Origin of the sequence: Leptospira ryugenii, assembly GCF_003114855.1 — a bacterium.
In the GTDB taxonomy this organism is placed as follows: domain Bacteria; phylum Spirochaetota; class Leptospiria; order Leptospirales; family Leptospiraceae; genus Leptospira_A; species Leptospira_A ryugenii.
The window spans coordinates 603,349-626,180 of record NZ_BFBB01000002.1; the positions used below are offsets into that span (position 1 = coordinate 603,349).

Sequence of the window (22,832 nt, forward strand, 5' to 3'; positions counted from 1 at the left end):
TCATGGCATACACAAATGGAGGTCTAGCCTGATTTATGTCATTGGTCCGCAAAGAAAATTATTACGAAACCCTAGGACTCCAACGGAATGCAAGTACCCTGGAAATAGTAGAAAGTTTTGAGAGGAGCAAAACATTTTGGGAGCAGTTAAAGTCGGAGCATCTGACAGTTGCGGAAGAAAAAATTTTTGAAATCACAAATGCATACTCCACATTGATCGATCCAGTCAAAAGAAACCTGTACAATGAAACTTTAGATTACGAATTTGTGTTGTTAGATGGTAAACCTATTGATGAAGACATGGAATTTGCCTATGTCAACTACCAACAGAACCAACGTAAGTCCTATCCAGAGGTATTAAAGGAATTCCAGCTGTTCAAAAAGGGTCTTGGCCAAATGCTCTGGCTTTTAAAAATGACCACTGCCTACTTTCTTTTTAGCCTCTTTCTCTACTCTTGTATCGTTCTTGTCTTAACCTTTCTCTGGGAGCAAAAAGAGTGGGAAGACTCGCCAATCTTTATTCCGAGCTATATGACCATCACATGGATCATTTATGCGATCCTACGAAAGTACTATCTCATTCCAAAATCTAAAACAAAACATAACATTCCCAATCAAGGAATAGATTGAAAAAGGATCGGCAGTAGATTTGGAAAACAGGCTCCACTTAAATGGAGTGAGTCCACAAAGTCTTTACAAGTCCATCGAGAATCCTGACTGGGATCAACGATCCGAAAGTCTGCCTTATATTTCTGTTTTGATTCCAAGACCAAAGCTGATGTTGCCTTTTGAAAATCAGCTAGAAGGGAATTTTTTTCCATCCGGCTTCGTAGAGGTGGAGCTACTACAGGGTAATAAAAAATCACAGGGATGTTTTTATCCTGAGTGATTTGAATCATTTGTTTGAAAAAATAAATTTGAGTGATGGATATTTGAAATGGATTCAGGTAGGTTTCAAACATATTCTCCGCATCTTTTTCTAGAAAAAAATCTGCATTGGCAAATTTGATTTCGTTTGGCATCGCACCTAATAATTCTCGATTGGCCATCAAAATTTTGCTTAGAAAATCTCGTTTGTGTTCTTTCCCAGTAATATTTGCACTCAAGCCTGGTACGAATCCAATTTCAATATTTTGGTTGTTTGCTTTGATTGCACCGAAATCTAGAGGATATTTGTACAGGGCAAATAGCTTCTTTAAAAAATAAGTTTCAACTTCATCAACGCTAAATCCATTGCTTGAAACGGTCCAAGGGTCTCCTTTGTTTTCCCTATAAAGATCCATATGTGTCAAAACAAATGAAGTCTCATAGGAACCATTGAGGGAATACTGTATCGCCGACTTGGTAAATAAAAGAGGATCTATCTCAACCATAAAGTAGGCAATTGGGATATCTTCACTAAGAATCCTCTCCATCCAATAGTATTGGAAGGAGATAGGACCAAATGGTGCGGCAAAGTTATAAGTATCTGTATTCGCCACAAATCGAGAAATTAACTTGGTATCAAACTCACCCGACCTTGAGCTTCCTAAGATAACACCGATTCGCCGATTTGGATTTTTTTGATGATTCTCCTTCATCACTTGGAAGAGATCTTCTTTGTATTCATAGAACGAGCGTTCTATTTTTTTCCAGCTATGGGTATTTTCTACAACGATTGGCAAAAAAAAGATCTTATCTACTAGAAACAAACATCCAGAGAGAAGAATTGGCAAAAAAAACCATGGATTAAACTTTTTTATCATACTTTAAAACTGAAAGTAAATGAATTCAGTTCCTCCTGGGGATAAATAGCCTAATAAAACAATGGCCAAAAATCCAAATCCAAATAAAAAGAAAAAACTCTTTTGGTTGGACCAAGCTTCTTTTGGGAAAAGAGGCTTCTCTTGTAAATAGTTCAAAAGAAAGGTGATTACTAAAGAATACAACAAAAGTTCTAATTTGGGTGTCCTTTGTCCAGAATGTCCGGTTAGAGAATTGACCCAAAGACTCCATCCATTTTTGACATTTGGTGCATTGAAAAAAGCGGCGGCCAAAGAAAAGACTGTAAAGGAATATACAACTCCTAGTATACTTTGTGTTCGCTCCGTCCAAACATTAGATTGTTTGAAAATTGTAATTTGCATTAGCTTCCATTTTCGCTCCAAACAAAGGAAGAAACCTTGGATCAAACCCCAGATGATAAAGGTAAAGTTCGCTCCATGCCAAAGACCTGTAAGCGCAAACATAAGGAGTAGATTAAAATAAGAACGGAGCTCGCCTACTCTTGATCCACCCAATGGAATGTAAATATAGTCTTTTATCCAACTGGCAAGTGTCATATGCCATCGAGTCCATAGTTCACTTACAGACTTGCTTAAGAAAGGAGCTCTGAAGTTTTCAGGCAACTCTATCCCCAAAAGTTTTCCGAGACCACGTGCCAGATCTGTATAACCAGAAAAATCGCAAAAAACACGGCAAGAATATCCAAAGTAAGCTGCAAAATTGCTGACTGCATCGTATTGATCTGGGTTACGAAAGATGGGATCTATGACCAAAGCAATATTGTCCGCTAACACGACTTTCTTTAATAGGCCTAAAAAGATTAAGAATGTCCCTTGGTAAGCTTGTTCCCGTTTGAGGTTCCACTGCCCTAGTTGGTGGAAGAACTCACCATGCCGAACAATGGGGCCCGCAACCAATTGAGGAAAGAAAAATATAAATAAAGCAAATTCTGCAAAATTAGGATTTTCTTCAGCTTCACCACGTTTGACATCTATGTTGTAGGCAATCATCTGGAAGGAATAGAAACTTATGGCAAGAGGCAAAGTGATGGATGCAAAACCAAACTGGTTGCTAAGGAAGGATTCCAAAACATCCTTTGCAAATACTGGAGAGGCAGTGATGAGAAATACAGTCTCCCATACAAAGTAAAAGTATTTAAATAAGAAAAGATTTCCAAAATTCAACAATAGAATCAAATAAAACCAAAAGGAGCCTTTATTTTTTAAAATTTGTTTGTTAGCGAAGTGATTGAAGGCAACCAAACCTAAAAAATGGAATGCAAAGGGAACCGACCAAGCCGCATAAAACAGAATGGAGGCGATCAGTAAAAAACCGATCCTGAACTTTCCTCGCAATGCCCAATGGATGCAGTAAACTAAAAAAAAGAAGAGTAAGAAACTAAGGGAAGTAAACTTCATGGACTGAGGTTTCCATTTTCTAGGTCCTACCCTCTTTCATCAACCTGAATCAGAAAGCCCTTTAAATATTCTCCTTCCGGATGGAAGATGCTAAATCCGTGGTCTGGACTCTGGGATAAGACTTTCAAAACCCTTGCTTCCCGTCCCGCATCCTTTGCGGCCGCAAAGATAATTTTTTGAAATAAATCCCGTGAGATATGTTGTGAGCAAGAGAACGTAAACAAGAATCCATTTTTTTTAATTTTCAGCAAAGCTTGTCGGTTGATCTCTTTGTAACCGCGACTCGCCTTTTGGATTGAATCTACGGATTTACTGAATGCTGGAGGATCCAAAATCATTAAATCATATAAATCTGATTCCATATTCTTCAGGAAAACAAAGGCATCTTGCTGGATGCTTCTATGATTCGCTTTGCTTGGAACCAAAGCATTGCTGTGTAAGTTTTTTTCTAGGATTTGAATCGCTCTCTCAGAGATATCTAAGCTATCTACTCGTACTGCGCCTCCCACAAGCGATGCCAAGGAAAATCCTCCAGAATAAGAAAATGCGTTCAAAACGGACTTCCCTTTTGCATACTGTTTCACTAAGTCTCGATTTTCCTTCTGGTCTAAAAAGAATCCTGTTTTTTGGCCTTCTTCCCAGTCCAAAAAATATTGGATTCCTGATTCATAGAAATAGACATCCTTTTGTTTGCCGTATAAAATGTTCGTTTTCTCCTTCACCAAATGATCTTTAGCTGGTTTTTCTATGATTAGTTCGACGCCTTGCTTTTTCAAAAATGTACACAAAATTTCCTTTCGCTCTCTTGCTTTGGGTGTTGTACATAAGATGACGGCTGTTTTGTCATAACAGTCCACTATCATCCCAGGGGAAAGATCCGATTCGGAGAACAAAAATCGGAATGCATTGGTGTCTTTGCTCAGGAAGGTTGAGACCTTTCGATTCCAAATATCAGCCCACCTCTTATGCCAAAAGGATTCATCGAAATTTGTTTCTTTGTCAGTCCAATGGAAAACGCGGACTCTGATTTGGGAACCCCCATCCCAATCACCAAAGGCTAGACGTTCGCCTTTTGCGTTTTGGATCTCTACGGGCGCAGATGATTTTGGATTGATTTCAGCTTCTTGGATAGCACCGGAAAAGATCCAGGGATGTCTAGATAGGACCGACTTCTCTTTTCCGGGTTTTAATTTAACGTACATAATATTGAAATGTCATTGATTCGTTTTGATAAATTGTAAAATAGGACGACTCCACGCCTATGATATTTTGCCTGCCTCTCATTTTGATTCTAATCAGCACAGAAATATTTTCGGATAAACTCCCTATCAGTTTCCAAATTCAGAATGTAGACCAGGTTGTCAGCTTGGATTCTGATCCCTACAAACAATCATTTTGGTATGTCACCGAAGGAGATAGATCTTTAGAGGCACTTACGGACATTTCAAAACTTCAGTGGAGTGAAGTGCTAGTGCCTGGCAATGCCATCAAGTCAAATCCCAATCTGGCAGGCAAAAAAAACATTCTTCTACTCAAAAAAATAAAATTACCAAAAGAGCAGAGCGGAAATTTGGCTCTTCGTTTGGGAGTCATCAATGATAGGGATGTTGTTTACTGGAATGGCAAAAAAATTGCGGAAACGGGCAAATGGGACTCAGAAGAACCACAATCTTATGATAAGATTAGAATCTATTCACTACCTAGCCATTTAGTTCGATTTGGCGAAGAGAATACACTTCTGATTCATGTCCAACCATACTTCGATTATACGATAGGGATAGAACAAGATACAACCGCGATTGGTCCTTCCGAGCTAATATATAAAAAATTCTATACGGAAGAATTTACCAAGTTACTATTTTTGGTAGTATATCTTTCTTTTGGTAGCTACTTCCTTTTTTTGTTTATCAGAAGAAAACGAGAATCCGAAAATCTTTTCTTTGCACTTTTCGCTTTTAATTTAGTATTTTACAATGTATTAAGAAATCAGATCAAATACGAATTTGATCTTCCTTTTCTTTTTATGAAGCGTATTGAATACATGCTTCTCATTTCACTCATCCCTTTAATGTTTCATTTCATTCGAAACCTGTTTGATTTTAAATATTCCAGATTCTTTCAAATTCTTGATTGTCTTGAGGGTTTATTTCTTCTCGGATTTGTATTTTCGAAGAACATTGAATTCTACAATTGGTTTACGACAAAATTTATACAACCGAGCTGGATTTTTTATACGATTGGAATTCTTTACTTTCTAGTTAAACGTATTTCTCAAAAAAATAAAAAGGCAACTGTCATTTTAGTAGGTGTCTTATTCGTTTTAGCTGCGAGTATCATAGATATTCTTTCGACGAGAGGCTACTTCGTTTTTCCTAGATTACTTGGCTATGTTTTTTTAGCATTTATCATCTGCCTTTCACTCATTCTAGCAAATTCCTTTGTGAGACTGCATGAAGAAGTAGAAGATTTGAATAAAAATCTTGAGAAAAAGGTAAATGAAAGAACGGAAGAGTTGAACCATACCTTAGAAAAAGTGAGCGAATTAATGGAAATCCAAGACGGAGATTATTTTTTAACTTCTCTACTCATCAACCCACTTGCACGTAATGACAACCAAAGTAAGCTCATTACAACCGAGTTTTACTCAAAACAAAAGAAACATTTTTCCTTTAGGGGAAAAGAATCCGAAATTGGCGGAGATATCTGCATTTCCGATAGTATCCAAATCAAAGGACAGAGATATACTGTATTTATAAATGGAGATGCTATGGGCAAATCCATCCAAGGAGCTGGAGGAGCACTTGTTTTGGGAGTGGTCTTCCATGCGGTTGTTACACGAACCAAACTTTCCGAGAATGAGATTGATTCACCGGAGATCTGGTTACGAGATCTGATTCTGGAATTGCAAAGGATTTATGAATCCTTTGATGGCTCGATGCTTACATCAATATTTCTCGGTCTCATCGAGGAATCAAGTGGCTTTATGTACTATGTAAACGCAGAACATCCTTGGAGCATACTCTATCGGGATGAAAAGGCATCCTTTATTGAAACTGAACTCTCCTTGCGAAAATTGGGTTTTCCAAGAAACTTAGATTCCTTTCGGATCAAAACCTTTCCCCTATTGCCAGGTGATATTTTGATTTGTGGTTCGGATGGTAGGGATGATCTAGCGATCGAAACTCAAATAGACCAAAAAGGAAGAACCATCAACGAGGATGAAACACTCATTCTGAAATTTGTAGAGACAGGGAAAGCAAGATTAGAATCGATTGTAAAGGAATTGGAGACGTACGGAGAATTGACGGATGATTTAACACTCATTCGAGTAGAGTATTTTGGTGAATCAGAGAAGCAAATCTCTCATTCACCAACACTTGAAGATTTAGACAGGATCCGATCTCTATACAAATCACAACACTATACGGAGGCCATTGTTTTTATAAAAGAACTTGTCAAAGAGTATCCCAATCATACCAAACTGTTACAGTATCTAGGTAAGTTCTATCTGAAGACTAAAGAGTGGTCAGAAGCATTGCAGATTTGGGAGGAGATACTCAAACAAAATCCATCGCAAGAAGAGATTTTACTACTCATGAGTTATGCGTATTCTAAACTAAAGAAGTACGATTATGCATGCACCAGTGCAGAGAGACTTTATCTAAGAAATCCAAGACATTTTCGAAATTTTATGAACCTTATCGCTCTAGCAAAAAAAACCAACCAAAGCCAAAAGGTTAAACAACTCTTACGCACTGGGGTAAAATTATTTCCTGAAAATCCTGAATTACAAGCTTTGCTTTAGTCTTTAGGAACGAAGAAAATAAAGAATCACTAGAGCACCAAGAACGATTCTGTAAACACCAAAGGCAAAAAAACTTCTTCGTCTCAAAAAGCTAATGAATAGCTTGATCACAAAATAACAAAGTAAAAAAGAAACGATAGAACCAAACAATAGAATACTGATTGTTTCTTCATTTAAGATACTACGGTGTTTATACAGTTTGTATACGCCAGCTAACAAAAGAACTGGCACTGCCAGAAAAAATGAAAACTCTGCGGAATCCTTTTTGGACAATCCCAAAAGGCGTGCCGTGATAATGGTCGCCGCACTTCTAGAGACTCCTGGCATTAGAGCTAAACATTGAAAAATACCAATCAGGAAAGCATCCTTGCGATTCAGATGTTTCTCCTTCTCTCCTGCTTTCTCTCTCCACTGTTCTACAAATACCATAACCAAACCACCTAGGAGCCATGCCACACCTAGGATCATCAACAAATAGGGGCTTTCTTTGATGCGATCTAAAACAGATTTAAGAGCAAAGCCTAGGCAAACGATGGGAGCAATGCCGATGGCTATGTTTTGGTAGAATAAAGCGCCTGTACCATCTTCTTTCTTTTGAAACCAGAAGTAGTATGCTTTTCTAGCTTCTTCCCAAAACTTTTTGTGGTAGAGAACCAAAACAGATAGAATGGCACCCGACTGAATGAAGATATCAAACAAGTCTTCGAAAGAGGCACTTCTCTCCCCTAAACCTTGGAAAGGAAAAAAATAGCTGAATAAAAATAAGTGGCCCGTTGAGGAAACGGGCAGAAACTCCGTGACCGCTTCAATTACAGCACGGAGAAAGGCATTGTACTGGTTGTCCAAAACGGTTCCTAAGTGAGATTATTGTTTCTCTTCTGGTTTTGGTTCTACTTTCTTCTTAGGAGCAAGGTATGCATCTAAATCGAATTTATCATTTCGTTTAATGGTAACTTCCTCTTTGATGCGTTCCACAACAAGGGGTAGTTCTTCTCGAGACTGTTGGCCTTTTAACTGTGTTTGGGCAAACTGAAGGCATTTATCAATTGTTAAATTGCTTATGTTCTTGTCCAATCCTCGCAAACGCTCGCACTCCGCTTTGATTTGATCGTCGGAGATGCGGATTTTTTTGTCCACTTCTTCGGAGACATACATCTGTGCAATGGTCTGCATTTGGACTTGTTTGAGTACTTCTTGTACATCTGGTCTGGAAGTGTAACCCTTTTTCTCAGCAACGATTTGGGTCATTACCATTTGTCGGTACGTCTGGTAGAAGTTCTTTTTTTGGAGCTGCAGGTTGAATTCCCGAAACTGTGGAGGAACTTCTTCTGGGCTCTTTTCGATGAATTCAATGAGTGTTTTTTTATCGATATTTTGCAACCGACTGATGGAATTTAGAGCCGTATCATACTGTGCTTCGAAATCCTTTACTGTAATTTTGTGCCCATCCAATGTTTCGATAACGGCACTGTCGTCGCCACAGTGGACGACAAAAATAAAAAGGGAGAAGAGTATGGTAAGTTTGTTTGTTAGGGACATGGAGGCTTCCAAGGCAATTTAAAATCTATTGCTTGAGACTGTCCTGATTTCTAGCAGCAATGTCTATCATTTTTTTGACTCAGTATTTGTACGAAGGGCGAGAAAACTGAGCAAACTAAAGATTTTAGCAATTTTTTTGCTATCGTCTTCCTCCTTTATCGAATAACGAAGGATAGATGGCTCCTGCGGATGGATGGACAGTCCTTTAAATTCGTTGATGGCTTGGATGATTGAGCTCGGTTCCCCTCTAAAATAGGTACCACATTTGAAAAGAACCTCCCCACCCTTTTCTGCCACAGACTCAAATCCCAAGGAGGAGGATAGTGTCCGTATCTTTTCGAGTTCCACGAAAGTTTTTGCGATCATGGGTAGCTCTCCAAAACGGTCTTCCATTTCCATACTCAATTCAGCGATCTCATCTAAATCGGTTGCTCCCTCAAATCGTTTATAAAATTCGATTTTTTGCTTCGTGTCGGCTATGTAATCATCTGGTAAGTAAAAATTAGCGGATAGATTGACCGCCGTACGGACCTCTACTTTTACATCCTCACCTTTTATTTTTGAAATCGCCTCTTCCAACATCTTCACGTACAGATCGAATCCCACTTCCATGATATCGCCAGATTGCTCTCGTCCTAAGAGATTCCCCGCACCTCGGATATCCAAATCTCTCATCGCCACTTTGAAACCTGAACCGAGCTCCTGGTATTCGAATATGGTATTTAGCCTTTTTTCTGCGACCTCTGTAATCAGAGACTTTGATGGATAGAACATATAAGCATATGCCTTTCGGTCACTTCTTCCCACTCTTCCTCTGATTTGGTAGAGTTGAGAGAGTCCGAACATGTCAGCACGTTTTACAATCAATGTATTGACATTGGGAATGTCGATTCCAGATTCAATGATGGTTGTCGTGACAAGGATATCATACTTCTTGTGATAAAAATCCACAAGGGTTTCTTCAATTTCATCTTCTGTCAATTGACCATGTAAGATACCAATGGAAACCTCAGGTACAAGAGAACGTACGTAGTTTGCCTCCTCCTCAATGCTTTCCACCCGATTGTAAACATAAAATACTTGTCCTTGTCTTTCCATTTCCTTACGGATAGCTTCTTGGATTAAAGTATCATCTTCTTCTAAAACATATGTTTCTACACTTTGTCGATTTTTGGGAGGTGTGGAGATGATGGAAAGTTCCCGAATCCCAGTAAGTGCCATATGAAGAGTCCGCGGAATAGGGGTAGCTGTTAATGTTAAAACATCGACAAGATTTTTAAACTTTTTGATTGTTTCTTTGTGAGTAACACCAAACTTTTGTTCTTCGTCGATGATGAGAAGCCCTAAATTCTTTGGTCTTACCTTGGAAGATAAAATTGCATGTGTACCGATCAACATGTCCAATTTACCTTCAGAAAATAACTTTAAATCATTTTTGATTTCTGTTGCTGATCGAAATCGTGAAACAAATCCAATACTGATAGGATAATTTTCGTATCTAGATTGGAAGGTATTAAAATGTTGTAAGGCCAAAATGGTCGTCGGTGTAAGTAACATCACCTGCTTTCCTGCCATTATGACTTTGAAAGCAGCTCGGATAGCAACCTCAGTTTTTCCATAGCCAACATCTCCGCAGACCAAACGATCCATTGGCCGTTCTGATTCTAAATCTTGTTTTACCGATTCAATGGCTACAATTTGGTCTGGTGTTTCCTCATATTCAAAAGCAGCCTCAAACTCCTCTTGCCAAATGGTATCTGGAGGGAAAGCAAATCCTTGTAATTTCAATCGATTGGAATACATTTTAACCAATTCTTCTGCCAATTGGTCAACACTTGTCTGAACCCTATCTTTTGCTTTTTTCCAAGAATTTTTACCAAGAGTATCTAACCTAGGTGAGTCGGTGCCTCCGATATACTTTTGAACGAGAGAAATTTGGTCAAGAGGTACAAAAAGTGTATCACCCCCAGAATATTCTAATTTTAGAAAATCTCGTTCCCGTCCATCTGCTTTTGTTCGTTCAATCTTTACAAACTTTCCGACACCATGATTAACATGTACAACATAATCCCCTTCCTTTAGGTCAATAAAGGATTCTATCATGCGGGAAGCTTGCTTTTTATATCTGGTTTTTCTTTTGTATTGCCTTCCAAAAAGATCGTTATCTGTAAAGACAAGCAAACCAGCATTCGTTGCCTCAAAGCCTCTTCTCAAATCAGAAAGTACAAACTGTACTCCTTTTGACAAGCTAGTAAAATCTATCCTTTCAGGCTCTTCTTGTTCTGTACTTGGTTTGGGCGGGACTTCCGATGGAAATAATCCCATCATTCGATTGAGTTGGGCAGAAAAGGAAGAAGTTATCAATATCTTTCGAGAGGGATCTTCTAGTAAGAGTTCATCGAAGTATTCCTTTGCCTCTCGAATCTTTCCTCGAAAACTCTTCACCTCTTTGAAAACATTGCATTCAAAATTATCGTTCTTTTCTGGTAATAAGGAAAACTGAATCCCAGGCGAATCTTGAGAGGTAAGAGAAGTCCATTCAGTTCCAAAAGATAAGAGTTTTTCGGGAGGGAGGCAGATGCTTTCCCCATTCTTTTTTTCAAAGAGAGTCTGGTATTCTCGCTGCATTCCAAATGCTCTTTCTTTGCTATCAAGAGGTCTTGGAAATAATAGGATGGGCTGGCTCTTAAACAATTGGAAAAGACCAGCCATTTTTCGCACCTGCGGAAAATGCTCTTCGATAATGTGAAAGGATTCTAGGACTGGCTTCTTTTTATCTGAAAACTGCTCAATGAATTGTTCATAGGCTTTGAACTCATCTTCGCTGGGTACCGATTCGTTCGCTGCTGTGATATTTACCTCATCAATCTTTGCAATTGACTTTTGGGTATTGGGATCGAAAGTCCTCAATTCATCAAGTGTGTCCCCAAAAAAATCCATACGAACCGGTTGGCTAAGATATGGAGTGTATATATCTAATATACCGCCTTTTAAACTGAATTGACCAAATTGTTCACAGACCTCAACTCTTTCGTAACCAAGCCTAACCAGCTTTAAGGTCAAATCATCAAGTGAATACTCTTCACCTAATTTCATCTGTATGGTTTTTCCTGTTAGGCTCTTTTTTTCTGGGACTAACCTTAAATAAGCAGATACTGACGTTACAAAGACTGCAGGTCGATTGGTCAGAATCCGATTGATCGATAGGATACGGTCGCGTTTCCACTCTTCTTGCCATTTTGTATATTCGTAGGGAATATTCTCTGGGCCAGGAAAAAAGAAAAAATCCTCCAAAGGAAGAAAGCTGACCAATTCTTTATAGAAGGCTTCCGCTTCGGAATTTGTTGGCAAAACAACAACACAATTTTCTTTATTGTCTTGGGAGAGAAAAATCTCAGCTACAAGAATAGAATGCGCCTGATCAGGGACTGCGCTTAGGTTGATTCTTTTTGTATAGGCAGACTTTACAATCTCCTGAAAAGAAAATGAATATTCAAATATACTTTTTTTAGTTTTCACAAGTTCCAAACTTTAGCTGATTCTAAGGAGTCGATTATCGATCAATCGTGTTTGGCCTACAAAGATAGCAATTGCCAAGAGAGAGTTGTCTTTTAACTCATCTAACTCTTGTAATTGAAGAGGGTCTACAAACTCTATATAATCAATTTTTATCATTGATTCTGATAAAAAAAACTCTGATACAATCTCTCGTAAAGAAGATACCTTTCTTTCCCCACCCTTCACAAGTTTTTCAACCAAAGAAAACATGCGTGGGATCATACTAGCAACTTCTCTTTCTTTTGGACTTAGCCTTACATTGCGTGAGCTCATCGCTAAACCATCTGCTTCACGTAAAGTTTCAATTCCTTTGACTTCAATCGGGAAGTTTAAGATCCTAACCATCTCTTGGATGATTCTGAATTGTTGGAAATCTTTTTGGCCGAAATATGCTAGATCCGGTTGGACCAAATGAAATAATTTTGAAACTATGAGCATCACCCCTTCAAAATGACCAGGCCTTGTCCTACCGCACAGGTTTTTTTGTAAGAGGGGAAGAGTCATAACCAGCTCAAAACCTGTTGAAGGATATAGATCATCTGTTGAAGGATAAAAGACAAGATCCACACCTGCCTGTTTACATTTGTTTAAATCACCATCCAAATCCACAGGATATTTCAAAAAATCATTGGGATCATTAAATTGTTTAGGATTGACAAAGATTGACATGACCACAAAGCCAGATTCCCTCTTTGCCTCTTCCACCAAACTGATGTGACCTTGGTGCAAATAACCCATAGTCGGAACAAATCCGATCTTTTGATTCTTTGCTTTTGCAGAATCAATAGACAATTTTAATTCAGAAAGATTCTTGGCGACGATCAATGTTGATGTCCTTCCGTTCTCACTTTAACACTTGTTCCGTGCTCTTCATCTAAACCTTCGAGCTCAGACATCGTTTTAACATATGGATAAAGCCTGGAAAGAGATTCTCTACTGATTTCCTGGAAGGTCACCCTTTTTAAAAATGTATCGACTCCTAAAGACGAATATATTCTACTTCCCCGGGCTGTGGGAAGGATATGATTGGTTCCACTGATATAATCTCCCATTGCTACTGGTGAATAAGGACCCAAAAAGACAGATCCTGCATGTAGAATGCCTGCAAACACTTGCTCGGGGTTTTTGGTCTGGATCTCCAAATGTTCAGGCGCAAGTTCATTTGAAAAGCTGATACATTCTTCTATGTTTGGCATTACTAGGATTGCTGAATTCTCATAAATTGCTTTTTTCTTCATGGCTAGTCTCTTGGGACGTTCTTCAAAAGCTTTCTCTAATTCTCTGGAGACTTCTTTTGCCAAAGCTTCACTATCTGTGAGTAAAATTGCAGAGGAATCTTCTCCATGCTCTGCTTGGGATAACATATCGCAAGCAAGCCACATAGGATTGGCAGACTCATCGGCAATGATGCAAACTTCCGAAGGCCCAGCAGGGCTATCAATTCCAATTAAACCCAAACCAGCTAAATATGATTTGGCGGCTGCAACATAGGTATTCCCTGGCCCTACTACAAACTCAGACTTTGGCACCGACTCTGTTCCATAAGCACAAGCAGCTATCCCCTGGGCACCGCCCACCGTGATGATCCTTTTGATTCCCAATATCTTTGCTAACCAAACTAAGATGGGTGGTAGACCTTCTTTTTGTGGGGGTGTGACCAATTGGATTTCTGGAACACCAGCAATGATTGCTGGAATGACACCCATAAGAACACTCGAAGGATAAAGAGCCGTGCCGCCTGGTGCATAGACAGATAGGGAGGGAATTGGGCTATGTTTCACTCCCAAACGATTGCCATCTACTTGTATGGACCAATCCTTACGCAATTGCGCTCGGTGAAAGGATTCAATATTTTCTTTTGCTTTTAAGAAAGCTTTCTCGATGTCCGGATCGATATGAACCTGAACATCCATTGGGTTCCAAACGATAGATTCCAGTTGAATCCCATCAAAGGTTTCTGTAAATCGACGAAGAGCCAAATCACCCTCTGTTTCTACGGACCTTAGGATGGGTAAGATTTTTTCAGTTGCATCCTTCAAATCTGATTTCGCAGATTTTAGATACTTACGATACAAAGAAGAATCCACTCGATTGGTTAGGATGATGGGAATGGACATATCTAGACTCTATTCCAGACAGCTTTCCGATGAAAAGTTTTTTTGCTCAGAAACGATACTGGATTTCTAAAGAATACCTAGGGTCTTGAGAAAAAATCTCATTGCCTCGCATGGGATTTAGTTTGGCTTGGGACTCAACCTTAACATCCATTCTCAAGTATTCGCTGCCAAGTGCAAAGCCTGGGTCTGGCATCGTGGCACTAGCCACATTCCGTCTTGCACTAAAGTATGCGTCTACCAGATTGTACAAGGCAAATGCAGCCAATGCACCTATTCCAGCACGGATTCCATTTAACTCTTGTTTGGCTTGACTATAACTGGATTCTGCGCTGTTTCTATTGAGGAGCCATAACAATTGCGTATCTTGGCTCTCAGAGAGAAAAAAACCTAATAATGATGCACTTTCATAATTTGATTTCGCAGAGAGAAACTGATTATAAGACGATGAATAAGCACCAGCAATACCCACTGCAATAAGGGGATACGCGATTAACTTCCAACGACTACCTTCTATATAATTTTGACCCCAGCCAGGAAGGACACTAGCTCTCCAAAGTGTCGACCAATAAGGTGTCTCGTAATAGTCCTCAGGAATTTCCTTTTTTAAGATTCTCTCTTGTCGTTCGGCAAATCTTTGCGCCTTTTCTTTACTTTCACTTAAAACAATTCTCTGTTTGGCATTGAGAGTTTTCTTTCTGGGATTTTCGAGCACCAAATCATATATTCCAGTCTCCATACCAGATTCAATATCAAAAACCGCCTTCGCTGAATTAGGTGGATCTACAATGACAGATTTTGCAGGAATCTTTCTTCCTTCAAGGATCATAAAAACTTTCATGTCGGGTAAAAAGTCTTTTCCTTCTAATTGAAAAGTTTTTGTCTTTTCTTCTTTTGAAATTGAATATACTAAATCTTTTGTTAAGGTTGGAATTCTGGAAACAACAACCTCAAAACTCACCCACTCAGAAAAGGATCCCACCTTTCCAAATTTATTGATTACACCCACACGGTGTTCATACCTACCTGAAATAAAATTCTTTAGGATATAGTATGGCACTTCTGTCCTCTCTGAAATCACAGTATATCCACTGGAATTTTTGATTTCCAAGAGATAACCCGTAGCTCCCGGAACCTCAGCCCACCTAAGCTGTGTAGTCGTTTCCTCTGTACTAACCTCCTCAGCCTGCAAGGAATAGAAAAAAAGGAGGAAACAAATTCCAATCAATCTATTCCACATAAATGGTACCAGGTGTTAAAATTTTTGGTGGACTCAACTTTGGTAGATTGATAAAGAATTCGGAACGAAAAGGAAGTGATTCCTTTTCTCCCTCTGGGCTTGGGTAGAGTGCCAAAAGTTCCAGTCGATGGCGACCTTCATTTAATTTACCAAAATCCGTAAAATTAAATTTTGTTTGTGTGGTTCTCTCGTTGATGATTAGCCTTTCCTTGATCCCACTTACATCCCAAACTTTCAGTCGATAAGCAGTGGCGCGCTCCTCGGCTTTCCAGATAAATCCTATCGCATTCTTTGCCCCTAAATCAATTGCTTCATTTCTTGTCGGACTGAGTAAACTAGGTGTTTCTCTCTGAAAATTCAAAGTGAAGGAGTGTATGGGGCTTGTTTGTTCTTTCTCATTCTTTTCCGCTATGACGCGCCAAAAAAATTTACCACCATCTCGGTTCGTCCACTCAAAGTAAGGGAGTGTCACTGTGTCTTGCGCAAGCAATGGATTGAAATTATTGTTTTTCGAGATTTCAATCCGGTAATTTACCTTTCCTGTTAATTTTTTCCACTTAAAGATTACAGTTCCCTTCTCATTACTATCCAAATCCGCGTTGTTGCTTGGACTTAAGAGGACTAGTTCTTCTTGCTTTACTAAAGTGAAATTGGAGACGAGAGAAATAGATTCTAAAGAGGAACTCGTGAGACCTCGGACACGCCAATAATATTCTCCTTCTTGCAGATCTTGGTTTAATTTCAAGAATGGAGCATCTGTTGTTTGTTTGACGACTAAATTTGCGAAATTAGCTGACCCACTTAATTCAAATTGGTACTTTACATAATCGGGATTATCCTTCCAGGAAAAAAATAGATTCCCCTGCATTTCCTCTTTTGAAAGTACCTTTCCTTTATTTGGCTCCACCAATACAGGTGGCTCTAAACTTTGTCGTTTCCCTATCGTAAATTTACTTACCGAAGAAATCTTTTCATTAACATCCGTAATATTGGAACGGGCAATGACTCTCGCATAGTACGTTCCATCGCTCAATCCTTCAAAGGAAATAGCTTGTCCCTGAATAGATTTTGATTTTAGTTCTTGGGTAAACCCAACATCCCTTGCAATTTGAGCGGTATAACTTGAATACAAATCAATCTCACTCCATGCTAGTTTAATCACGGGAAGTTCAGAAGTGTAAGAAAAGATTTCTCCATCTTTGGGAAGGTACAATTTCAACTGAGGGATTTGTAAGATACGGAAGCGGTGAGTTTCCGAGACAGCCCTTGTGTTGGATTCTGGATCTATATAAGCGATTCGCCAAAAATATGTGCCAATAGATAAAGGCTTACTTACACTTTCAGATTTTAGGTTTTCTTTTATGAGGATGTTTCGGAAATCCACTTGGCTAGACACTTCTAAAATTGGCTTTACCGCCGATTGGTTACTATTGTTTAGACCCGCGATTGTAAAGGTAATCGTCTCTTTCCCAGATTCGGATAAGATATTCTTTTTATCAAGAGGATAGACTAGATTAAATTTTGGTTTACTTACTCTTAATCCTTCGTTGGTAACGTTTGCTACCTCATCTTTTGAAACCTTCTCTTCCTTTCCATTAGCAGTGACTTTCGCTTCACCTTCCCCAACTTTTAGACTTAAGGAATCTTTTGTCTTGTCGAGTTTAATATCTCCTTTACCAACTTCGACTACTTTGTCGCCCGCCGTGATGTTGAGCTTAACATCACCATCTTTTGTTTGTTCTCTTGCCGCCTCAAAAGATCCGTACGCAAAATTGACGTTAATTTTTTTATCAGAAATATCCAATAAAATCATGGAATTTTCTGCTATATTGATTTTGGTTCCATCGTTCAAAGTAAGAACAGCATCCGAGAGATCTTCCGTACGTATTGTATCTCTATTTTTTACTTCCTGGTTTGATTCAATACTATCCCAAACCACCTGGTCATTGTATTTACGTAAAACGGTTTTTGTTTTAAATGTTAAAATTCCAATCGTTGGATTGTCTGAACTTGCTTTTTTTTCATTTAAATTTAAGTACAATAAAGTAGAAAAAAAGACAATTAGAAGCAAAAGGAGCGGAATCACAAATCTAGTGTCGTTTAGAAGGCGCATCGATTTATTTGTGTGTTCGTGTAAACACACCATCCCATGACTCATCTGGTTTAGAGATTTTATATTCTTCGCATCTTTCGATTAGGACATGACAAGCTTTGTCTTTCATTCCCTTCGCACGTTCTGACTCTTCAAAATAGGCAATTGCTTTATTCCAATCTCTATCTAGATAAGACTGAAATCCTTCTTCATACAAACGGGCAGATTGCAAAAGAGATTCAGAAATATTGGATCGATATCCTATCAGCTCATGTATCCTGACTGGTTCATTTTTTCCCTTGACTCGGACTAAATCTAAATATCTCGTTACCATCTCGTCTTGGAGTTTTGCTTGTACTGAGTCTGTGATAAGAATGTTAACACCATAGTCTTTTCCAGCCGCTTCCAGTCGGGCAGCTAAGTTTACAGTATCTCCCATCATGGTGTAGGATGCGAGCGCATCTGTGCCCATAAAACCAACCTTAGCTGGCCCAGAATTTAATCCAATTCTGCAATCCATTTCTTGGGCTTCTCTTGTATAAAGTTGATTGGCTTTCCAGTATGCACGAAGGTCTTTGAGCTTTTCAATCATGTCAACACTCGCTCTAGCTGCCTTCAGCTGGTGCTCTTCAACAACAACTGGTGCAGAAAAAATTCCGACAATCGCATCACCAATGTATTTATCCAAAACCCCCTCATGTTGTTTCAAAATGATGGTCATTGCACTCAAGTATTCATTCAATAGAGCTGCCAAATCTTGGGATTTTAACTGCTCTGAAATCGTAGAGAAACCGGCAACATCTGAGAAAAAGGCCGTGATCATTGTCTCAGAGCCTCTCTTCAAGGCCGCAAGATCAATCATGGCCTCTTTGACCACAACAGGATCGATCATACTTCCTAAGATATTTTTTACTTTTTCTCTCTCTTCTAAACCTTTGCCCATCTCTATAAAGTATTCAGTGAGTAAGCCTACCTCATCTTTCGTAGTCGGCTTGATCCCGATGCGAAAATTTCCCCTGGCAATTTGCAAGGTGGCAGTTAAGAGCTGCAAGATGGGTTTTGTAATCGTTTTTGAGAAAAGAAAGACAAATACCAAGGCAGCACAAAGACCAATTGCCATGATGTATAAATTCTTTTTTTGGATGTCATAGACTGCTTCGAATGCTTTGTCCTCAGAAACGATCGTGATGACTCCTGTGTCCGCAAAGCCAATCTTTTTAAAAGAGCCTAAGAAAGAAGTTTTTGTGTCCTGGTCTAGATAACTGCTTTGGCCTGTTGGAGCCGCACTTGTTAACATTGTTTTAACAATAGGCATTTGAGAAAGATTGGATGCAGATAAAACCAGATCTTCTTTTGGATGCGCAATGACCATGCCAGAGCCATTCACAAAAAATGTAGTTTCGATTCCCTTTTTTTCGAAAGCCCCAATGATCTTTTGTAATTTGATGATCATAATCAATATATTATCCAATCTACCGTTCTCTTCTGTGGGGATTGCTAGCGAAAAGGATGGTTCAGAAAATCCTGGACTAGTATTTAAAAGTACAGGTTGTCCAGTAAATGCCTCAGAAAATGCATCTTGGTTCCGTTTGACAACATTGTGAAAATCTTCTTCGGTGACAGAGCTAAGTTTCAATTCTTCTTCATTGAATACTTCCTTTTTTAGACTGAGAGCATCTCCTTGTTTTTCATAAATCCCTAGATAAATAAACTCTTTGTCGGCTAAAAAATACGAGTCGATCAATTTCCGTTTTTGGTCTTCTGGAATTCCTATTGTGGTTAAGGTAACAGCGATTTGTTTTCCTCTCTCCGCTGCATTGAGTACGTCTGAAGCTACTTTAGAACCGACTATTTCGGCGATTCTTAGGTTATTGTCACGAAGTTGCAATTCGGTTGATTTGCGAAAGAAGTTTGATGCAAAAAAGATAATAGCACTTACGGTTAAAATGAAAAGGATTGAAATCACTCCCATCATTTTTAACTGGATTGAAAATTTCGTATTACCAACTTCTTGTGGTTCACTACTAGCGTCCACCTGAGTTGATTTTGATTCTTCCTTAACTTCTTGTTTTTCTGGCTCTTGTGCGGGCTCCGTCTCCTTTGCGGCAATCGCTTCCGTCTTTTCCTTCTCCTCTTCCGGGGAACTTACTTCTAAGGCCACAGCAGGAGCATTCTCTCTCGAATCCAAAGGTGCTTCGTGGATCTCCATGGGAGTGGAAGGCAATGTATTTACAGGTTGTACTTGTAATTCCACTTCTCTCGGACGAACACTTTGTAATATTGCTTCCTTCTTTATACCGCCAACTAAACGGATAGGAGGCAGACTCTCAAAAACTTCTGATGGGAATAATGTAGTCTTCTTCCACTGCTTAGCAGTTTCTTCTAGCTGGAGATACAATTCCCCGATCAAACCAAAGTTTTTGGCCGCCTCCTCCCAAGCCAAATTCGGCAGAGAAGATAAAGACAACTTTGCAAATTCAAATCGAATCCTTTGTTCGTCCTCTTGTGGGCAGAGTACGATTACTGTTTCTTTGGAAAGGGTTTGTGACCAAACTTTTTCGATTTTTTTATAAGAATGTAAATCCTTCGTCGGTACAAAAGGATATTCAATATAACTTATATTAGATGGTATTCCCCAAAGAGGAGCACCAAACCTCATCTCCGAATATAAACTTTGAGGACGAAATTGTACGAAGCAATAGATACCTTGAGACCAATCCCAAGTATCAAGGCTACGGGGAGAGCGATCCCAAAGCAAAAATTGCAATCGAGAATCATGCAGAAAGGAAATCTCTGGAGAAATTTCTAGCATACTAATTTAAGTATCGACCAAAACTTTGATTTATTCATTCGAATTCCTTATGAAAATCCTGACTTTAAATTGCAATGGAATCCGTTCAGCAGAGAGCAAGGGCCTATGGGATTTAATCCATAGCGAAAATCCTGACATCATTGGTTTCCAAGAAACAAAAGCCCCCGCCTCAGAAATCTTAAAACCCAAATGGGAGGAGATGGGCTATCTTGGCTACATTTGTTTAGCAGAAAAACCAGGTTACAGTGGGGTTGCCTTTTTTGTGAAAGAGAAACCAAGTAAGGCACAGGTAGGCTATGGAGATGGTCGATTTTCTTCGGAAGGTCGGTCCATACTCTTGGAATACCCAAAGTATCTTATTTGGAATCTCTACTTTCCTTCCGGAACGTCTGGAGAGGAAAGACAAACGATTAAGTATGAGTTTCTAGACCAGGTACTATTACTTTCCCAAGAATTACGAAAAAAGAAAAAACCTCTCTTACTCATGGGAGATGTAAACATTGCCCACCAAGAAATGGATATCCATAACCCAAAGGCGAATGCAAAGAATAGTGGATTTTTGCCAGAAGAGAGAGCATGGCTCGGCAAATTTCTGGCAGAAGGATTTATCGATTTTTATCGGATGTTAGAACCAAACCAAAAGACATACACTTGGTGGAGCTACCGAGCAAATGCGAGACAACAGAATAAAGGTTGGAGAATTGACTATATCTTTGGCTCAGAACATTGGAAAGGTAAGGCGAAACGATGCTATGTTAAAAACGAACCTATCCTTTCCGACCATGCTCCCCTCGTTTTAGAACTTCAAATGCCTTGACAAGCATCCTTTCTCTCATACAAAGAAAGAATGTTTAGCAAGCTTTTCCTTTCGGTCTGTTGTTTTTTGTTGGTTCAATGTTCCATACTCGGAGTCCTTAAGGATAAGGTACCAAAACCTGAGTTTTCTTTTGAATCCATCTCCATCAAAGAAGTTACCTTAACTGACCTAACCCTCAAAATGAATACTCAATTTGAAAATCCCTACCCAGTCAGCTTACCAAAATCGCTTTTAAATATGGATTTAAAGATTGAAGGTACAAAACTGAGCCATATTTCCACTGACCTGGGAGAGATCCAGGCGAAACAAACGAGGCAGCTCCCTTTCGAAATCAAAATCAAATATTCTGATCTACTTAAAATCTACCAAACTATACCCGATAAACAAGTATTAGCTGTTTCTCTCATTGGTGATCTAAAAGTGCCTCTTCCACAATCCATTGCGGCCCTTGGCAAGGAATCAGTCAGCTTTCCCTTCCAACAAGAAAGAGTGATCCCCGCAGTTTTACCAAATGTTGACATCCAAAACTTTGCGATTGAGATGCCCAGCCGAGAAAGCATTGTGTCCCAGACAAACACATCTGCACTCGCAGAAACAACGATCTCTTTCCTGGATGGATTGTTGTCTGGGAAATCAAAAACCCAAAGTGCAAAATCAGCGGCAAGTGCTGGGCTTTCCAATCTTAACTTAAAACTGAATACCAATTTTGATTTGAACTTTCAGAACAAAGCTGCTTCCGAACTGTTGTTCCAAGACTTTGCCTACCAATTGAAACTTGCCGGAGAGCCCTTTCTAGACGGTAAACCAAAGGAAATCGTGAACAATGGTCGGCAGTCCACTGTGAAGATTAACACTGCCTTTCCCATCGCCCAAATCAGCCAGGGACTTTACAAAACCATCCAGTCCAAAACTGCTTCCTTTGATTTGAACGGAAAATCTGGTATGAAAGTTCCTGGAATTGAAGATACAATGGACTTCAACTACTCCAAGTTAGGAAAGTTTAACTGGTAGTTATTTTTTCTTTTTTAACATCTGTTTGATTTCGTCTCTTGATTTGTGAGGGTAGAGACGAATCTGGTAGCTAATCAAAAATTTTGTTACGAGGGGCAGTCCATCTTTTGAGACATGCTCATAGTTCCATCGTGAGGCATCATTTTGAATGATCTTTGCCAAGTCATTCATTCGAGGGACCCGGCGGTCAAATGCGATTGTTTCCAATTTGCCAGTGGTTGCGTTTAGACCAATGGCAACAAATCCATCATCTACAAAATTCAATAGGTCAAATCGTTTGATTTCTTCTTTCGCAAGCTCATCACCACCCGGGTCTGGTTTTCTACGGATTTTGTCAGAGGAGCGGATTTGTCTCACCTGGTAGGAATCGGAGGCAATATAGACTCGGAATAGTTCCGCAGGGTTCTCCGACTTCTTTTGAAAGAAAGGAAGTTCATTGGTATGATTGCTTACAATCTCTCCGTTTTCATTAAAGAGAATCTCGCCTACACCACCTGGAGATGGAAGTTGTTCACCTTGACTTACAACCGATTGATTATTTTCCGTTGAACTTTTATTAGCTGATTTGCAGAAATACAAGCTTGGGAAAAGTACGAAGGCAACGAAAAAGGTAAAAAACTTCATAAATCAGTAGGTTTGTGACACTCTGTTTTCGAGCAAGTA

The 22,832-nt window shown here is 39.3% G+C and carries 16 protein-coding genes; 4 read left to right on the forward strand and 12 right to left on the reverse strand.

What is annotated here, in order from left to right; genetic code table 11:
• The first annotated feature begins 35 nt into the window (after positions 1 to 35).
• Positions 36 to 629, forward strand: coding sequence for a DnaJ domain-containing protein (locus tag DI060_RS03630; RefSeq protein ID WP_108973766.1), 594 nt, complete (start codon positions 36 to 38; stop codon positions 627 to 629).
• Here the strand turns inward: DI060_RS03630 and DI060_RS03635 are convergent.
• Genes DI060_RS03635 through DI060_RS03645 form a run of 3 tightly spaced genes read right to left on the reverse strand, consistent with a single transcriptional unit; the run spans position 614 to position 4,383 of the window.
• Positions 614 to 1,744 (reverse strand): DUF1574 domain-containing protein, encoded by a 1,131-nt coding sequence (locus tag DI060_RS03635; RefSeq protein WP_108973768.1) that lies wholly within the window; start codon positions 1,742 to 1,744, stop codon positions 614 to 616. The genes DI060_RS03630 and DI060_RS03635 overlap by 16 nt on opposite strands.
• 3 nt (positions 1,745 to 1,747) lie before the next feature.
• Complete coding sequence (locus DI060_RS03640) at positions 1,748 to 3,181, reverse strand: MBOAT family O-acyltransferase (protein WP_108973770.1); 1,434 nt, start codon at positions 3,179 to 3,181, stop codon at positions 1,748 to 1,750.
• 26 nt (positions 3,182 to 3,207) lie between these two features.
• Positions 3,208 to 4,383 carry a class I SAM-dependent rRNA methyltransferase gene (locus DI060_RS03645; RefSeq protein WP_108973772.1) on the reverse strand — a complete coding sequence of 392 codons (1,176 nt, stop codon included), beginning with the start codon at positions 4,381 to 4,383 and terminating at the stop codon, positions 3,208 to 3,210.
• 59 nt (positions 4,384 to 4,442) lie between these two features.
• Between DI060_RS03645 and DI060_RS03650 the strand changes: the two genes are divergently transcribed.
• Positions 4,443 to 6,986, forward strand: a complete 2,544-nt coding sequence (locus DI060_RS03650) for a SpoIIE family protein phosphatase (RefSeq protein WP_108973774.1) — start codon at positions 4,443 to 4,445, stop codon at positions 6,984 to 6,986.
• A 3-nt stretch (positions 6,987 to 6,989) separates the two neighbouring features.
• Here DI060_RS03650 and DI060_RS03655 read toward each other — a convergent pair whose 3' ends face one another.
• From DI060_RS03655 to DI060_RS03690, 8 genes are all read right to left on the reverse strand, one after another.
• Entirely contained in the window at positions 6,990 to 7,832 is an 843-nt protein-coding gene (locus DI060_RS03655) for an undecaprenyl-diphosphate phosphatase (protein ID WP_108973776.1), read from the reverse strand.
• 18 nt (positions 7,833 to 7,850) lie between these two features.
• Complete coding sequence (locus DI060_RS03660) at positions 7,851 to 8,525, reverse strand: lipoprotein LipL31 (RefSeq protein ID WP_108973778.1); 675 nt, start codon at positions 8,523 to 8,525, stop codon at positions 7,851 to 7,853.
• Positions 8,526 to 8,591: 66 nt separating this feature from the next.
• Positions 8,592 to 12,026: a transcription-repair coupling factor gene (gene mfd, locus DI060_RS03665; RefSeq protein WP_108974053.1), complete on the reverse strand. Its 3,435-nt coding sequence runs from the start codon at positions 12,024 to 12,026 to the stop codon at positions 8,592 to 8,594.
• A 30-nt stretch (positions 12,027 to 12,056) separates the two neighbouring features.
• Positions 12,057 to 12,908, reverse strand: a complete 852-nt coding sequence (gene panC / locus DI060_RS03670; protein WP_108973780.1) for a pantoate--beta-alanine ligase — start codon at positions 12,906 to 12,908, stop codon at positions 12,057 to 12,059.
• The gene (gene hisD, locus DI060_RS03675) at positions 12,905 to 14,200 is read right to left on the reverse strand and encodes a histidinol dehydrogenase (RefSeq protein ID WP_108973782.1); all 1,296 of its coding nucleotides are present in this window, start codon (positions 14,198 to 14,200) and stop codon (positions 12,905 to 12,907) included. The genes panC and hisD overlap by 4 nt, the downstream gene beginning before the upstream one ends.
• 46 nt (positions 14,201 to 14,246) lie before the next feature.
• Entirely contained in the window at positions 14,247 to 15,437 is a 1,191-nt protein-coding gene (locus tag DI060_RS03680; protein ID WP_108973784.1) for an LIC11435 family protein, read from the reverse strand.
• Positions 15,427 to 17,550, reverse strand: a complete 2,124-nt coding sequence (locus tag DI060_RS03685) for a DUF4962 domain-containing protein (RefSeq protein ID WP_108973786.1) — start codon at positions 17,548 to 17,550, stop codon at positions 15,427 to 15,429. The genes DI060_RS03680 and DI060_RS03685 overlap by 11 nt, the downstream gene beginning before the upstream one ends.
• A 4-nt stretch (positions 17,551 to 17,554) precedes the next feature.
• Positions 17,555 to 20,341, reverse strand: coding sequence for an adenylate/guanylate cyclase domain-containing protein (locus DI060_RS03690; protein ID WP_108973788.1), 2,787 nt, complete (start codon positions 20,339 to 20,341; stop codon positions 17,555 to 17,557).
• A gap of 49 nt (positions 20,342 to 20,390) precedes the next feature.
• On the opposite strand from DI060_RS03690, the gene DI060_RS03695 reads away from it, so the two are divergent.
• Positions 20,391 to 21,158 carry an exodeoxyribonuclease III gene (locus tag DI060_RS03695; RefSeq protein ID WP_108973790.1) on the forward strand — a complete coding sequence of 256 codons (768 nt, stop codon included), beginning with the start codon at positions 20,391 to 20,393 and terminating at the stop codon, positions 21,156 to 21,158.
• 30 nt (positions 21,159 to 21,188) lie between these two features.
• Positions 21,189 to 22,169 (forward strand): LEA type 2 family protein, encoded by a 981-nt coding sequence (locus tag DI060_RS03700; RefSeq protein ID WP_108973792.1) that lies wholly within the window; start codon positions 21,189 to 21,191, stop codon positions 22,167 to 22,169.
• Here DI060_RS03700 and DI060_RS03705 read toward each other — a convergent pair whose 3' ends face one another.
• Positions 22,170 to 22,793, reverse strand: a complete 624-nt coding sequence (locus DI060_RS03705; protein ID WP_108973794.1) for an LA_2219 family laminin/E-cadherin/plasminogen-binding protein — start codon at positions 22,791 to 22,793, stop codon at positions 22,170 to 22,172.
• Positions 22,794 to 22,832 lie beyond the last annotated feature (39 nt).

Coding starts and splice junctions, on each gene's coding strand:
- DI060_RS03685 (WP_108973786.1), bottom strand. CDS start 17,550: ATGCGCCTTCTAAACGACACTAGATTTGTGATTCCGCTCCTTTTGCTT.
- DI060_RS03690 (WP_108973788.1), bottom strand. CDS start 20,341: ATGCTAGAAATTTCTCCAGAGATTTCCTTTCTGCATGATTCTCGATTG.
- DI060_RS03695 (WP_108973790.1), top strand. CDS start 20,391: ATGAAAATCCTGACTTTAAATTGCAATGGAATCCGTTCAGCAGAGAGC.
- DI060_RS03650 (WP_108973774.1), top strand. CDS start 4,443: ATGATATTTTGCCTGCCTCTCATTTTGATTCTAATCAGCACAGAAATA.
- DI060_RS03635 (WP_108973768.1), bottom strand. CDS start 1,744: ATGATAAAAAAGTTTAATCCATGGTTTTTTTTGCCAATTCTTCTCTCT.
- DI060_RS03630 (WP_108973766.1), top strand. CDS start 36: ATGTCATTGGTCCGCAAAGAAAATTATTACGAAACCCTAGGACTCCAA.
- DI060_RS03645 (WP_108973772.1), bottom strand. CDS start 4,383: ATGTACGTTAAATTAAAACCCGGAAAAGAGAAGTCGGTCCTATCTAGA.
- hisD (WP_108973782.1), bottom strand. CDS start 14,200: ATGTCCATTCCCATCATCCTAACCAATCGAGTGGATTCTTCTTTGTAT.
- DI060_RS03700 (WP_108973792.1), top strand. CDS start 21,189: ATGTTTAGCAAGCTTTTCCTTTCGGTCTGTTGTTTTTTGTTGGTTCAA.
- DI060_RS03680 (WP_108973784.1), bottom strand. CDS start 15,437: ATGTGGAATAGATTGATTGGAATTTGTTTCCTCCTTTTTTTCTATTCC.
- DI060_RS03705 (WP_108973794.1), bottom strand. CDS start 22,793: ATGAAGTTTTTTACCTTTTTCGTTGCCTTCGTACTTTTCCCAAGCTTG.
- DI060_RS03660 (WP_108973778.1), bottom strand. CDS start 8,525: ATGTCCCTAACAAACAAACTTACCATACTCTTCTCCCTTTTTATTTTT.
- DI060_RS03640 (WP_108973770.1), bottom strand. CDS start 3,181: ATGAAGTTTACTTCCCTTAGTTTCTTACTCTTCTTTTTTTTAGTTTAC.